This window comes from Gallibacterium trehalosifermentans (assembly GCF_042433055.1).
GTDB lineage: Bacteria > Pseudomonadota > Gammaproteobacteria > Enterobacterales > Pasteurellaceae > Gallibacterium > Gallibacterium trehalosifermentans.
In genome coordinates this window covers 58,254-72,225 of record NZ_JBHLWB010000004.1, presented here as the reverse complement: position 1 = coordinate 72,225, position 13,972 = coordinate 58,254, and the positions used below count along the sequence as shown (strand labels likewise).

The 13,972-nt window shown below is 38.5% G+C and carries 12 protein-coding genes and 1 other RNA gene; 4 read left to right on the top strand and 9 right to left on the bottom strand.

Annotated features, from left to right (window positions below):
* Positions 1–45: 45 nt before the first annotated feature.
* From udp to ACFFHK_RS04785, 6 genes are all read right to left on the bottom strand, one after another.
* Positions 46–804 carry a uridine phosphorylase gene (udp, locus tag ACFFHK_RS04810; RefSeq protein ID WP_382370091.1) on the bottom strand — a complete coding sequence of 253 codons (759 nt, stop codon included), beginning with the start codon at positions 802–804 and terminating at the stop codon, positions 46–48.
* Positions 805–823: 19 nt separating this feature from the next.
* Positions 824–1,276, bottom strand: coding sequence for a transcriptional regulator AsnC (asnC, locus tag ACFFHK_RS04805; RefSeq protein WP_382370386.1), 453 nt, complete (start codon positions 1,274–1,276; stop codon positions 824–826).
* A gap of 177 nt (positions 1,277–1,453) precedes the next feature.
* Positions 1,454–2,677: an FAD-dependent monooxygenase gene (locus tag ACFFHK_RS04800; RefSeq protein WP_382370089.1), complete on the bottom strand. Its 1,224-nt coding sequence runs from the start codon at positions 2,675–2,677 to the stop codon at positions 1,454–1,456.
* A complete protein-coding gene (ubiH, locus tag ACFFHK_RS04795) occupies positions 2,674–3,867 on the bottom strand; it encodes a 2-octaprenyl-6-methoxyphenyl hydroxylase (protein WP_382370087.1) in 1,194 nt (397 codons plus the stop codon). Before ubiH ends, ACFFHK_RS04800 begins: the two co-directional genes overlap by 4 nt.
* A gap of 3 nt (positions 3,868–3,870) precedes the next feature.
* Positions 3,871–5,202, bottom strand: a complete 1,332-nt coding sequence (pepP, locus tag ACFFHK_RS04790) for a Xaa-Pro aminopeptidase (protein WP_382370085.1) — start codon at positions 5,200–5,202, stop codon at positions 3,871–3,873.
* Positions 5,203–5,214: 12 nt separating this feature from the next.
* Positions 5,215–5,763: a UPF0149 family protein gene (locus ACFFHK_RS04785; RefSeq protein ID WP_382370384.1), complete on the bottom strand. Its 549-nt coding sequence runs from the start codon at positions 5,761–5,763 to the stop codon at positions 5,215–5,217.
* Between the two features lie 141 nt (positions 5,764–5,904).
* Between ACFFHK_RS04785 and ACFFHK_RS04780 the strand changes: the two genes are divergently transcribed.
* The 3 genes from ACFFHK_RS04780 (at position 5,905) to ACFFHK_RS04770 (ending at position 7,093) form a co-directional block, all read left to right on the top strand.
* Positions 5,905–6,207: a cell division protein ZapA gene (locus tag ACFFHK_RS04780; RefSeq protein WP_382370083.1), complete on the top strand. Its 303-nt coding sequence runs from the start codon at positions 5,905–5,907 to the stop codon at positions 6,205–6,207.
* Positions 6,208–6,276: 69 nt separating this feature from the next.
* Positions 6,277–6,458, top strand: a non-coding RNA gene (gene ssrS / locus ACFFHK_RS04775) — 6S RNA.
* Between the two features lie 17 nt (positions 6,459–6,475).
* Positions 6,476–7,093: a 5-formyltetrahydrofolate cyclo-ligase gene (locus ACFFHK_RS04770; protein ID WP_382370081.1), complete on the top strand. Its 618-nt coding sequence runs from the start codon at positions 6,476–6,478 to the stop codon at positions 7,091–7,093.
* 57 nt (positions 7,094–7,150) lie between these two features.
* Here ACFFHK_RS04770 and rne read toward each other — a convergent pair whose 3' ends face one another.
* Positions 7,151–10,132 carry a ribonuclease E gene (rne, locus tag ACFFHK_RS04765; protein ID WP_382370079.1) on the bottom strand — a complete coding sequence of 994 codons (2,982 nt, stop codon included), beginning with the start codon at positions 10,130–10,132 and terminating at the stop codon, positions 7,151–7,153.
* A gap of 473 nt (positions 10,133–10,605) precedes the next feature.
* Between rne and rluC the strand changes: the two genes are divergently transcribed.
* The gene (gene rluC, locus ACFFHK_RS04760; RefSeq protein ID WP_382370077.1) at positions 10,606–11,586 is read left to right on the top strand and encodes a 23S rRNA pseudouridine(955/2504/2580) synthase RluC; all 981 of its coding nucleotides are present in this window, start codon (positions 10,606–10,608) and stop codon (positions 11,584–11,586) included.
* 210 nt (positions 11,587–11,796) lie between these two features.
* Here the strand turns inward: rluC and recF are convergent, their stop codons facing one another.
* Both recF and dnaN read right to left on the bottom strand, forming a co-directional pair.
* Positions 11,797–12,867: a DNA replication/repair protein RecF gene (recF, locus tag ACFFHK_RS04755; RefSeq protein ID WP_382370075.1), complete on the bottom strand. Its 1,071-nt coding sequence runs from the start codon at positions 12,865–12,867 to the stop codon at positions 11,797–11,799.
* 2 nt (positions 12,868–12,869) lie between these two features.
* On the bottom strand, positions 12,870–13,970 hold the full coding sequence (gene dnaN / locus ACFFHK_RS04750; RefSeq protein WP_382370073.1) for a DNA polymerase III subunit beta: 1,101 nt from the start codon (positions 13,968–13,970) through the stop codon (positions 12,870–12,872).
* Between the last annotated feature and the right edge of the window lie 2 nt (positions 13,971–13,972).

Below are 13,972 nucleotides of genomic sequence, written 5' to 3'. Positions count from 1 at the left end.
TAAAAGGGTTATAAGGAGATTTAAAAATATACATTTATGATCAAATTACAATAAATAACTTGCGGCTTTCACTACAATTTTGATCGCATTTTCTTCTGTTGCTTTCATCGTCTCTTCATTTGGAATTTCTTGTTGTGTACGATTAACAATCGCTCCCGCCACCATTCCTGCACACAATCCTAAAGCAGAACACATAGTAAACAAAGTTGCAGATTCCATTTCAAAATTCATCACATTGAGTTCTTGCCACTGTTTTAATGAACCTTGGAAATGGCGCCACACTTTACCAGAATAGGTATCGTAACGCTCTTGTCCTGGATAGAAAGTATCAGAAGAAGCAGTAATGCCGACATAAGTTTTATTCGGATTTACCTCTTGTGCAGCACGATACAATGCAGTAGTACATTCAAAATTTGCTACTGCTGGATATTCTAATGGTGCAAAGTGCTGGCTTGCCCCATCTAAACGTACTGCACCAGTGGTAATTAATACATCACCAACATTGATTTCTGGTTGAATTGCACCCGTTGTGCCAATACGCAAGAATGTTGTTACCCCTAATTGCGCAAGCTCTTCTACGGCAATAGACACAGATGGTCCACCAATACCTGTTGAACACACAACAACTGCTTTACCATTTAAATAGCCTAACCAAGAAGTAAACTCTCTGGTTGAAACTAAAAATTTCGGATTTTCTAGCTGTTTCGCAATCACAGGTACACGTTCAGGCGCACCTGGTACAATAGCTAACGTTGCTCCGTCCAAATCACTTTTCTTAAGACCTAAGTGGAAAACGTCCGACATAATGCCCTCCTTATTATGGTTATGGTTTTATATCTCGGAGAATAGGGTTCTGCATCGAAATCAAGGTTTCTGTCGATTGAATTTCGTCAATTAACTGAATTTTCGTTGCCAGAACATGATGCAGCTCTTCAATAGTGTGTGTCATCACTTTAATAAAAATAGAATAATTGCCCGTGGTGTAATACGCCTCAACCACCTCATCAAACTCTTGTAATTTAGCAATCACTTTTTCATAATCTTTTGCACTTTTTAGAATAATGCCAATAAAACAACACACATCATAGCCAAGGCGTCTTTCATTAATCTTGACTTTTGTGCCTTCAATAATGCCCGATTGACGCATTTTTTCGACTCGTACATGAATCGTACCAGGACTGACCCCAAAGTTTTTTGCCATTTCAGCATAAGGTGTGCGCGCATCTTGCGTTAAAACACGCAAAATTTGTTGATCAAGATGATCAATATTACTGATTGGTTGCATACTTGTCCTTTTAGACCGTGAATTTATTAGAAATTATATAATTTATAGAGATAAAAAATAAATTTCTTCTAATGATAAGGAGCTTCAACAGTAGTTTCAAGACAAAATCAGGTTATACTGCTGAATTCAGATAAAAGTGTGAAGCTGATCAATATTTTCTGTTGTAATTCAATGTTCTAAAGCAAATAAATCTATTTGTTTCACCCGTTTTGGCAAGTCGCCACTTAGTCCTGTCGCTTGTGCAATAAATTGCTGTTTCACAGGTAAAAGTTTATCTGTCAAACTTAAACCAATACCTCGTACCAATTTTTTCAACGGCATATCACCAGCAAACAGCTCTCTAAATCCTTGCATTGCAGCCAGCATCTTCATTGCTTCAGTTTTACGCCAACGTTCATAATGACGTAAATGACGATATTCGCCTATATCTTTATTGTGAGCTAGATTAGCTTCAATTTCTTGTGCTAAGGCTAATGCGTCCATAAAGCCTAAATTAACGCCTAATCCCGCTAACGGGTGAATGGTATGTGCAGCATCTCCAACTAATGCCACTCTATCTTGTGCAAAATGACGGGCAAATCTCGCCCGTAATGGATAAATATGACGTTCACTAACAACTCGACATAAACCTAATCGATTATCAAAGGCGGTAGTTAAACGGCGATTAAACTGTTCTTCATCACACATTACTAATGCTTTTGCTTGTAATGGATCTAGCGACCATACAATGGAATTTAAATTCGGTTGGTGTAATGGTAAAAACGCTAGAATTGACTCTGAGGAAAAAATTTGCCGACAAACTTGTTGATGTGGCTCTTCCGTTTCAACATTACAGACCAATGCGGTATGTTGATAATCTCGAAAACTCAATGGGATCTGCATTTGCTCTCGCAACCAAGAGTTCGCCCCATCTGCACCAACAACTAATTTAGCTACAATAATTTCGCCATTATCTAAACTTAATACTGCATTGTTCTCATTAATCCCCACCGAGGCTGGTTTAGCAAATAACAGTTCTACATTGGCTTGTTGCTGAACGGCTTGATATAACGCTTGTCGGATAATCTGATTCTCAACGATATGACCTAAATGATCGCTACCTAAATTTTGCGTATCTAATTGAATATTGGCGAAACTATCTTTTTCCCAAACTTGCATTCGATCATAAGCAGTAGCTCGCCAATACTGAATTTGTTGCCAAACCCCAAATTGGCGCAACATGGCTTCTGAAGCAAGATTTAATGCACTAACACGATTAGCCACTTGCTCTAACTGCAAAGTTGGCTGATTAGCTTCAATAATCGCAATAGAACACTCATTTTCTTTCAATGCTTGGGCTAATGCCAAGCCCACCATACCACCACCAATAATGACAATATCGAAAGTTTTCATAAAATCCGCCCTAATGTTGGCTGTACAAACAAATTACGCAAGCCAGAACAATGACTTAAACTCAGCAAACCAAGATTTCGCAATAGTTGAAAAGGTAAAAGATCATTACTAAAAATGTGTACTAAGTTACTCGTGAGACTCATTATTCGCTGTTGATCTTGTATTCGAGCGTTTTGGTATTGTTGCAGCATTTGTTCAGATCCAATAGCTGTTGCACTCACAATCAACTCTGCCAAAGCAAATACATCGCGAATACCTAAATTAAAGCCCTGCCCTGCCACTGGGTGTAAGGTTTGTGCAGCATTCCCTACTAATGCCACTCGTTGTCCAATAAAAGAAGCGCTACGTTTTAATTGCAATGGATAAGCTGTGCGGCGACTCACCGAGGTAAATTTACCCAAACGCCAACCAAAATATTGTTGTAAATGTTGTAAAAAAGCCTGATCATCGAAACCAAGTAGCAGCTCTGGTTGTTTGGTACAAAAAACCAATGACATCATATTATTTGTCATCGGCAATAAGGCAATCGGTCCCTCAGACGTAAATCGTTCAAAGGCTCGCCCTTGATGAGCCACTGATGTCATCACATTAGCAATCACCGCACTCTGATGATAATCCTGTTCAATATAACTGGTAATACCAGCCAATTTTGCTAGTTGTGAATCGCTACCATCTGCTGCAACCAGTAATTTTGCGCTTAATTGGCAACCGTTATCCAATAATACATTGACTTGTCCATCTGTCGTTTGCAGTTGTTGAATGGTATGAGGGCAAAAAAAATCAATATTCGGTTTATCCGTCAAAGCTTGCGCAAACAGCTCCCCCATGTGATGTAAAGAAACCACAACCCCCACTTGCGTTAAGTGCATATCGCTTGCATTAATTTCTACAATACCGCTATGTCCACGATCTGAGACATGCACTTGTTTAATCGGTTCAGCAAATTGTGCTATACGATCCCACAATGTTTGTTCTGAATTAAATTGGATACGGTTTAATTTACGACAAGTGCCATCTGATAAAGCAACACAACGACTATCAAATCCCACACCTTGATGTTGCGATCGTTGCTGCTTTTCAATCACCGCAATCTTGAGTCGGGCTGCGCTCATAGTGTGCAATGCTAGCGCAAGCGTTAGCCCATTCATTGCCCCACCGCCTATAATTACATCGTAGTGTTGCTGTTGCATTAATTAATCCTTTTGTGCCATTAAAGCTTCAATATCGGCAATTTCTTTTGGTACAGCAGCAGTTAATACCTTATTACCATATTCCGTAATTAACAGATCATCTTCGATCCGCACACCAATGCCTCGGTACGCCTCAGGTATATCTTCTGCATTCGGAATATATAATCCAGGCTCAACGGTTACCACCATTCCAGGCTGCAATTCACGTTGACGCTCGACACCGTAACTACCTACATCATGCACATCTAAGCCAAGCCAATGTCCTAAACTATGCATATAAAAACGAGTGTAAGCCTTTTCCGTAATAAGAGTTTCAACATCACCCGATAAAAGCCCCAAGCGAACTAAACCAGCGACTTTAATACGTAACACTTCATCATTTGCTTGTTTAATTGAACTACCATTGACCAATAATTCAATCGCGCGTTTTTGTGCGTCCAATACAATTTGATAAATTTCACGTTGTGCTGGACTAAACTTGCCATTGACAGGGAAAGTACGCGTAATATCGCCTGCATACATCGCAAACTCACACCCCGCGTCAATTAAGACTAAATCACCATCTTGCATCAAGCGGTCATTCTCTGTGTAATGCAGAATACACGCATTTTCCCCACTAGCGATAATAGCAGGATAAGCTTCCCATCTTGCACCAAAACGATTAAATTCATGTAGCATTTCACTAGCTAATTCATATTCAAAACGTTGTGCTCGTGCTTGTTTCATTGCTCGAATATGCGCTAATGCAGAAATTTGCCCTGCTTGTTGCATTAAGCGAATTTCATTATCTGACTTAAATAAACGCATTTCGTCTAAAATATGTCGCCAACAAACTTGGGTTGTTGGGATTTTCATACCTTGACGTTGCTGGGTACGCATCAGAGAAAAAGTTTGCCGAACTAGTTCATCTCCCCACGCTTGCATTTCTTCTGCGTGATAAAGAGTATCTAAACCATTTAATAATTGTGGTAACTGTTGACGAACTTCATCAATAGAAAAAGCTTGATCTAAATGTAATGTTGCAGGAGCTCGCTCAACTCCTAAACGGCGTCCATTCCATGTTTCCATTAATGGATCAGATGGGCGTAGAAATAGAATACTTTGCTCACCTAGCTCACTTTTTTTCAATAGCAAGATCGCATTTGGCTCATTGAATCCTGTTAAATACCAAAAATAGTTATCTTGCCGAAATGGGTAAGTAGATGAGGCGGTACGTTGTTGTTCTACATTGGAAAAAACTAATAAGCCACTATTGTTGGGTAATTGAGCCAAAACTGCTGCTCGGCGTTGTTGAAACTCTTCTATTGGCATTTCTGCCATATAACTTAAATCCACAATAACGTCCCCTTAGTGAATTGTTTTATTTGTTGTCGTTGATTGGTTAAAGTGCGAATAAAATAACATTGCAATAGTACGTAAGTATTCAATCACTTCTTCTAAGGCCTGTGCAAGACTCTCTTCATCATCATCTTCTTCATAACCAAGCTGACAAATTTCGCGTAAATCCGCTAAAGCTTCAGCAATATCTGGTTGTTGTTCCTGTTGTAAATTCGGCTGCGCTAACCCTAAACCCAGTAAAAAATGATTGCACCACTCACTTAATGAGGTAATATTTTGGTAAGTATCATCTAGACTACCTAAATCTAAGTCAAAGGTAAATTCGCTAAGATCAGATAAACTTTGATTTAATGCGTTATATAATTCTGCAATCTTGCTAATAAGTTGTACGGGATAGGCATGATCATCATTAGTAAATTTATATAACAAAGGTTTCCAACTTTCATCGCGGATCCCCCCACAAATAAATCCAGTTAATAACCCATGTAGTTCGATTCCATTTAAGGCTATATCGACTTGTTTTAATTCTTTTGTAAGCTGTGCTGCTGTAATGACCATATTTTTTCCCATTTGATAACACACATCAATCATTCTAACACCAACCAGAATATCCACCAATAATCTATGACGAAACTTATTTGCTATGGCATAATATCAAACTATCTATGAATTATCATTTCTGTCTAAAGAGGTTCTTGTATGTCTAAAAATATTGATTTGTATATTTTTGGTCAAAACCTACGTTTAAGCTGTCCTGAAGATCAGCATCAGGCACTAAGAGAAGCAGCGGATATTTTGGAAAAAAAAGTATCAGAACTGAAAAATCGTACGGGTATTATTCAACTAGATAAAGTGTTAACGATTGTTGGGTTAAATTTATGTCATGAATTAATCACTCAACAGCAGAAAAATTCAGAACGAGAAAACCTCATTAATAATAAAATTGAACAAATAGAACACTCTTTAAGCACTATTTTATCAAATATGCCTTCACCTAAATAAAAGATGATCTAAATTAAGGAAATTAAGTACCCTGACTAGGCAAATTGATAAAATTCATGTACTATTAAAACTATCCTGAGGTGTACGACAATGGGTTACGTCCCTGAGCCGATACTGATATATTTTCGAGTTGGTTACCTACAATCGGTGAGCATGCTTGATTTATCAAGAAGCCTAATGACTGTAAGACTGACTCCCTTGAACCGTAGGGTTCAAGGACCGACCACCCGTATCGGCACCTCGGGTTCTAACTAAAGTAGTCAAGCCTATGTCGATTATTCCGTCTCACTCTCAAATTATATTTCCAGAGAATTCCGCATTTAATAAAACTCACCAAAGGCAGCAATTACGGCAATTTATTCGCAAGCAACGCGCAGCACTTACAATACAGCAACAAATTGAAGCTGAACAAAAAATTGTTGCCCCTGTGTTAGATTTTTTACATTCCCGCTCTGTAAAAAATATTGCTATTTATCTCTCATTTGATGGTGAGCTTTCTACAAAAACATTAATTCAAACACTCTGGCAACAAGGCTATCATCTCTATTTGCCTGTATTACACCCTTTTAGTAATGGTAATCTCTTATTTCTTGCTTATACACCTGATACACCACTACAAAAAAATAAATTTTCCATTAGAGAACCAACATTAGATGTAACTCAGGTTTTACCAGCTAATCAGTTAGATATTATTTTCACACCTCTTGTTGCATTTGATCCCCAGAAAAATCGGCTAGGTATGGGAGGTGGCTTTTACGACCGCACCTTAGAAAATTGGCAACAAAAAAACTTTCTGCCAGTTGGTTTAGCACATAAATGTCAACAAGTGAGAGAGATCCCTTGTGAGACATGGGATATTCCATTATTTGATATTTTTGCAGTTTAAATCGAAAAATGGTCAAAAAAATGTCGGATACCTTTGTACCCGACATTTACTATTTGTTTATCCTGCTACTGCTTGGGTAGGTTCAACCGCTGCATGATCAATCGCCGTATGATAGCCAGCAGCCCCTTTACCTCTAAAGCTATAACGAGAGCCTTTCCACTCAGCAATACTATTGAATGTCATTGGCACAAGCGTATCCGCTTCTGCTAACGTCATATCGACTTTCACGTGTTGCACGGCAGAAAATGTACCTAAACGACCATTAAATTGATAAGTTGATTGATATGGAACAACAACTTTTTCTGCTACGTTTAATTCAGTTACAGCTTCATTGAATGCAACTTGTTCAGTTACTGGATCCACCGCTGATACAACTGTTTCTGTTACTTGTTGCTCATCAGCCTGTGCCAATAATGCCTGATTTAGGCTACTATTTGGTTTAGATTTTGCCTCTTTGCCATTAGCAGCCATGGTTAATACTGGCGCTAGTGGGCGTGGATTTGCCTCTTGGCTTGCCACTGCAGACGTAACTGGAATTACTGTTTCATTGGTATCTTGTTTTTGTTGTTCTAACATTTCATCAACTGAAACAAAAGTGCTGTTTTTCTCTTTCTCAACACGATTCACAAATGGTAAACAAATTTTACCACTCGCCAATTCAGGTGATGCTACTGCCATAAATAAAGGCATAGGTGATACCACTTCAGCCGCATGGCGACGTCTGCGATTATTCATGCGCAAATGACGAGGTAAGCGACGTGAACGGTTATCTTTATGTGTTTTTTCCTGCCCCTGATTTTCTTCTGCTTCTACATTTACAGGAGAATCTGATTCAGATTGAACACCATCTAATGACACCATTGCTGTTTCCATCACGTCATCAGCTTTCGTTTCAGTAATCGTTGACATTACCTCTTTGATTTCAGCGACTTTACTTGGTTCCGATACGACTACTTCTGATACCTCTATTAGAGCATTAGGCGTTACATTATTTTCTTGCTCAACTATCGCCTCACTATTTAAACGAACTTTTTTACGCAAATCTCGACGTTGACGACGAGAAGCAATTTGTTGTTCTTTGCTATTTTCGTCATCTTTGCGGGTCGCAACCAGCGAAGTATTTGTTTCATTAAGTTCTTCATTGATTGATTTACGGCGTTTGGTACGTTTTATATTTTCATCTTTTTCTACTGTAAGATGCGTATCTTTACGGCGTGTATCCTCATTATTGCGGCGATCACGGCGGTTATTTTCGCGGTTATCACGGCGTGGTCGTTTATTATGACGAGAATGAGATTTCTTATTCTTCTCCTCATTTTCTTGATCTGCAAATAAACCTTTAATTTTTTGCCACAAACGAACGAGCAAAGAAGCTTTCTCTTCTTCTTTACGTTTGATCACTGGCGCAGGTGCTGGAATAGTAATTTCTACTGCAGCAACTTCTGGTTGTGTCGCGGTTGTATTGGCTGATACATCAGACACACGACTCACTAATGACTCTTCGCCATCAAAGTCATCTTGGATATCATGCAATTTTGTTAAGTTATAACTCAATGTATGATTATCTTCACCATCTCGTAAACGGAATACCGAAAAGTGAGGGGTTTCCATTTGTTCGTGCGGCACAACAATAACTTGTACATTATGGCGCTTCTCAATCTCCATAATTGCACGACGTTTCTCATTCAATAAGTACGTAGCAATTTTCACAGGCACAATAGTATGTACTTGCTTGGTATTTTCTTTTAAGGCTTCTTCTTCTAATAACCGTAAAATTGAGAGTGATAAAGATTCATTATCTCGAACTTTCCCTGTTCCTTGACAACGAGGACAAATATGGTGTGTTGATTCATTAAGTGATGGACTTAACCGTTGGCGGGACATCTCTAATAAGCCGAAACGTGAAATACGGCTAATTTGAATTCTAGCACGATCTTGACGTACCGCATCACGAATTCGATTTTCAACTTCACGTTGATGACGCGCTGGCGTCATATCGATAAAGTCAATCACAATTAAACCACCAAGGTCACGTAACCGTAATTGACGAGCAATTTCATCCGCTGCTTCTAAGTTAGTGTTTAAGGCAGTTTCTTCAATATCGCCGCCACGTGTTGAACGTGCTGAGTTGATATCAATCGCGGTCAACGCTTCTGTTACGTCAATAACGATAGAACCGCCTGATGGTAATTGAACTTCACGTTGGAAAGCCGATTCAATTTGTGATTCAATTTGGAAATGACTGAATAATGGCACTTCACCTTGATAAAGTTTGACTCGATTAATAAAGTCTGGACGCACCAATTTGATATGCTCTTTTACTTTGTCATATACCTTACGGCTATCGATTAAGATTTCACCAATATCACGACGCAAATAATCACGAATTGCACGCACAATAACATCACTTTCTTGGTGAATTAAGAATGGTGCTGGACGTGATTCTGACGCTTGTTTAATCGCTTCCCAGTGATGTAATAGAACATGTAGATCCCATTGCAACTCTTCAGGTGATCTTCCCACACCCGCAGTACGCACAATTAAACCAACACCATCTGGTACTTCTAATGAACCAAGTGCTTCTTTTAACTCTAAACGTTCATCCCCTTCAATACGGCGTGAAATACCGCCAGCACGAGGATTGTTTGGCATAATCACTAAATAACTGCCAGCCAAAGAGACAAAAGTTGTTAACGCAGCACCTTTATTACCCCGTTCTTCTTTACTAACTTGCACAATGACTTCTTGCCCTTCGTGCAAAATATCACGGATATTTGGTCTGCCTTGATAAACATAACCTTCTGGGAAATATTCTCTAGCAATTTCTTTTAAAGGAAGGAAACCATGTCGTTCTGCACCATAATCAACAAATGCAGCTTCTAAACTTGGTTCTACTCGGGTGATTTTTCCTTTATAGATGTTGGCTTTCTTTTGTTCATGCCCTGGAGATTCAATATCGAGGTCAAATAAACGTTGACCATCAACTAGAGCGACACGCAACTCTTCCTTTTGCGTGGCGTTAATTAACATTCTTTTCATCGTTATTTCTCTATTCTTGTTATAACTTTTATAAAAACGATGATAATACAAACACTTTAATTCTGTTGTTGCAGTATGCCAATCTCCCGATTCTCATTGTGCTAAAACGTAACGCAATTTAACATACAAACATGACTGTTCCATTGTTTGTACTAAATGGTTACTTTGAACTGATTATATTGAATTTGCTTAATTCGTGTCCTGTATTAACATCTCTAAAATTGGTGTCTTACGCCCTACTGCTGCACCAAAAATCAAGTTAAAAAGCACTATTTTGTGATTGATAAAGACAAAACAGCAAATGTGTTAATTGCCCACAAAAAAATGCTCCTTATTATTCCATTTTATCGGCCTTTTGCAAAGCTAAAGATCCTTAATTTCCTATCACTTACTGTGAAAAAAATTGCGTAATTTTTCGCAACTCCTGATGCTTAATGGTATGATACGCCGAATTTTTTAAGGTTAGAGAAATTATGAGTCATTCTGAAAATAATGTAATTAATGCGAATGTCCGTTTTGTGACGATTGAAAGCGATGAAGATCAACAACGCATCGATAATTATTTATTAGCCAAATTAAAAGGTGTCCCCAAAAGTTTAATCTATCGCATTATTCGTAAAGGTGAAGTACGCGTAAATAAAGGTCGAGTCAAACCTGAATATAAATTACAAGCGGGTGATATAGTGCGAATCCCTCCAGTAAGAGTGAGTGAAAAAACCGACACTGTTCCCGTTTCCACCAAACTTAATAAAGTGAGTGAACTAGAACAACAAATCTTATTTGAAGATGATCAACTCCTAATAATCAATAAGCCTTCTGGTATTGCGGTACATGGTGGCAGCGGTTTAAGTTTTGGGGTAATCGAAGCATTACGCGCTTTACGTCCACAAGCAAAATTTCTCGAACTGGTACACCGTTTAGACCGTGATACTTCAGGGATTTTATTGGTTGCAAAAAAACGTTCTGCCTTACGCAATTTGCATGAGCAGTTACGTGAAAAAACAATCCAAAAAGATTATTTGGCATTAGTTAGAGGTGAATGGCAATCACACTGCAAAGTGATCAAAGCACCGTTATTAAAGAATGAATTATCTAGTGGCGAGCGCATTGTGAAAGTTAGTGATCAAGGTAAGCCGTCTGAAACACGCTTTAGCGTAGAAGAACGTTTTAGTTTTGCAACATTAGTGAAAGCCTCTCCTGTTACAGGACGAACACATCAAATTCGGGTACATACGCAATACGCAGGGCACCCGATTGCTTTCGATAGTAAATACGGTAATAAAGAATTTGATCAACAACTTGCATCATTTGGCTTACAACGCCTTTTCTTACATGCAGCATCTATTCGTTTTGTTCACCCAAAAAGCGGAGAGGAAATGGTTGTTCAAGCGCCATTGGATAAAGCCTGTAAGCAGCTGCTAGTACAATTAAGGAACTTAACTAAATATCAATAGTTAAGGCAAAGTGATAATAAAGCTAATTTAATATGACAAAAAACGATAGCTTTTTGAACATTGCTGGCAACGACTCGTTAGAGTGAGTAACTTTGCTTGCGAGTAAAATGGTATCCCCTTTTGGGCGAAACCTAAATGTATAGCTCAGACACTTATATTCAACTTTATCGTTTATAAATTAATATGTTATATCGGATTTAAAAATTTGCCCTACAAAATTTCCCCATTTTGCAAATAGAAAGTAGCCCCTTCTTGCCAATGGGGTTGTTGTAATTGTTCAGGCGTGATAGCTGTAATAATGACTTGCGATTGACTTTCTTTGAGGCGCTGTGCCAATAACGCTCGTTTATTCGGATCCAGTTCTGAAGCAAAATCATCAATTAAAAAAATACAACGCCGTTGTTGCTCTCGCATTAGATGTTCGCCTTGTGCTAACCGCAAGGCACACATTAATAATTTTAGCTGCCCACGCGAAAGAATATCTTCTGCAGGCAAACCATTGGCTTTAAATTTAAAATCTGCTCGTTGTGGTCCTGACATTGTGTAACCCACCGCCTGATCACGTTGAAAATTTGCAGCCAAAACCTCTGCATAATCTAGCTCTTTCGTCCAACCTTGATAGAACTGGGTATCGATTTCTACTTCTGGCAAAAATAGCCGACAAGTCGCCTCAATTTCTGCCTTTAATGTTTCAGCATACTGCTGACGCCAAGCACTAATTTGATGTGCAACCTGTTGCAACTGTTGATCCCAAATTTTAATTTGCGCATATTCTTTAACTTGCTGTAATGCTGCATTACGTTGTTTCAACAGGCGATTCATCATTGACCATAGCTGATGAAAGTTTGCTTCAAGGTGAAACAGTCCCCAATCTAGAAATGCGCGGCGGTAACTTGGTCCACCATTAATTAAAGTCAATCCTTCAGGGGTAATTAATTGCATTGGCAAGAGATGGGCTAAATCAGAAATTTTATTGCCATCTTCCCCATTAATACGAATCGTATTTTCACCTTGGCGAGTTTTTTGTAATCCTACTGACCAGCTCGTTTGCTGATCTTCGATCTTCGCATAAAGGGTAAATTCCGCTTGCTCATACTGAATCACTCGACTGATCACTGAGCTTTTAAAAGAACGTCCATGCCCTAAAAAATAGATCGCTTCTAATAGGCTTGTTTTTCCACTACCATTATGTCCAATCAAAAAATTAAAGCCTGAGTTTAACGTTAAACTCACGGCTTTAAGATTTCTAAAATGTTGAATATTGAGTTGAGATAAAGCCATAACTACAGACGCATTGGCATAATCACATATTCTGCATGACTTTCTTCGCAATCTTCTATTAGACAACTTGACGTTGCATCAGTTAGACGAATACGCACAGCCTTACATTTCAACGCATTGAGTACATCAAGGATATAGCTTACATTGAACCCCACTTCCATTGGTTCACCACTATAACTAACATCTATTACTTCTTCGGCTTCTTCCTGATCTGGATTTTGCGCTAAGATTTTTAATTGATTAGCTTCAATAATTAAACGTACACCACGGAAACGTTCATTAGATAAAATTGCAGCTCGCACACAAGCCTGTTTTAACGCGTTCCAATCCACTTCTAAAATACGATCCGCATTGCGTGGTAATACGCGACGGTAATCAGGGAAACGTCCATCAATAAGCTTAGAAGTAAAAATCACATTATTGAGATGCACTTGGATATTATTTTGCCCCATACGAATAAAAGCATTTTCACTATTACTATCCAATAAACGCATTAATTCAATGACCCCTTTGCGCGGCACGATAATGGCATAATCAGGCACATTTTGCGCTAATTGAATACCACAGACAGCCAAACGATGCCCATCTGTCGCCACCGTTCTTAACACATTATTTTCCGTTTCAAATTTCATTCCATTTAAGAAATAACGCGCATCTTGATTTGCCATAGAAAATTGTGTTGCTTCCATTACTCGGCGTAACACGGATTGTTCCAAGCTAAGCTCAATATCAATATCTAGCTGTGTAATATTTGGATAACTTTCTGCAGGTAAGGTTGCTAAATTAAATTTACTACGTTCAGCAGTAACTAATACACGGTCATTTTCATAATTTACAGTTATTTCTGCATCATCATTTAATGAACGACAAATATCTAAAAATTTGCGCGCAGGAATAGTAAATACCCCGTCTTCACTCGCCGAAATTAATTGCACAAAAGTAGAAAGTTCTACCTCAAGATCTGAACCTGTTAAGGTTAAACGATCCCCCGCAATTTGTACTAAAATATTATTTAATACAGGCAAAGATGGACGGCTACTTAAAACCCCACAGACTTGTTGTAATGGTTTTAATAAATTTTCTCTTGCTACGATAAATTGCATAT

What these genes read in the sequence shown, in the direction of transcription:
- udp (WP_382370091.1), bottom strand. Translation starts at nt 804, where the DNA reads ATGTCGGACGTTTTCCACTTAGGTCTTAAGAAAAGTGATTTGGACGGA.
- ACFFHK_RS04800 (WP_382370089.1), bottom strand. Translation starts at nt 2,677, where the DNA reads ATGAAAACTTTCGATATTGTCATTATTGGTGGTGGTATGGTGGGCTTG.
- ubiH (WP_382370087.1), bottom strand. Translation starts at nt 3,867, where the DNA reads ATGCAACAGCAACACTACGATGTAATTATAGGCGGTGGGGCAATGAAT.
- ACFFHK_RS04785 (WP_382370384.1), bottom strand. Translation starts at nt 5,763, where the DNA reads ATGGTCATTACAGCAGCACAGCTTACAAAAGAATTAAAACAAGTCGAT.
- ACFFHK_RS04780 (WP_382370083.1), top strand. Translation starts at nt 5,905, where the DNA reads ATGTCTAAAAATATTGATTTGTATATTTTTGGTCAAAACCTACGTTTA.
- ACFFHK_RS04770 (WP_382370081.1), top strand. Translation starts at nt 6,476, where the DNA reads ATGTCGATTATTCCGTCTCACTCTCAAATTATATTTCCAGAGAATTCC.
- rne (WP_382370079.1), bottom strand. Translation starts at nt 10,132, where the DNA reads ATGAAAAGAATGTTAATTAACGCCACGCAAAAGGAAGAGTTGCGTGTC.
- rluC (WP_382370077.1), top strand. Translation starts at nt 10,606, where the DNA reads ATGAGTCATTCTGAAAATAATGTAATTAATGCGAATGTCCGTTTTGTG.
- recF (WP_382370075.1), bottom strand. Translation starts at nt 12,867, where the DNA reads ATGGCTTTATCTCAACTCAATATTCAACATTTTAGAAATCTTAAAGCC.
- dnaN (WP_382370073.1), bottom strand. Translation starts at nt 13,970, where the DNA reads ATGCAATTTATCGTAGCAAGAGAAAATTTATTAAAACCATTACAACAA.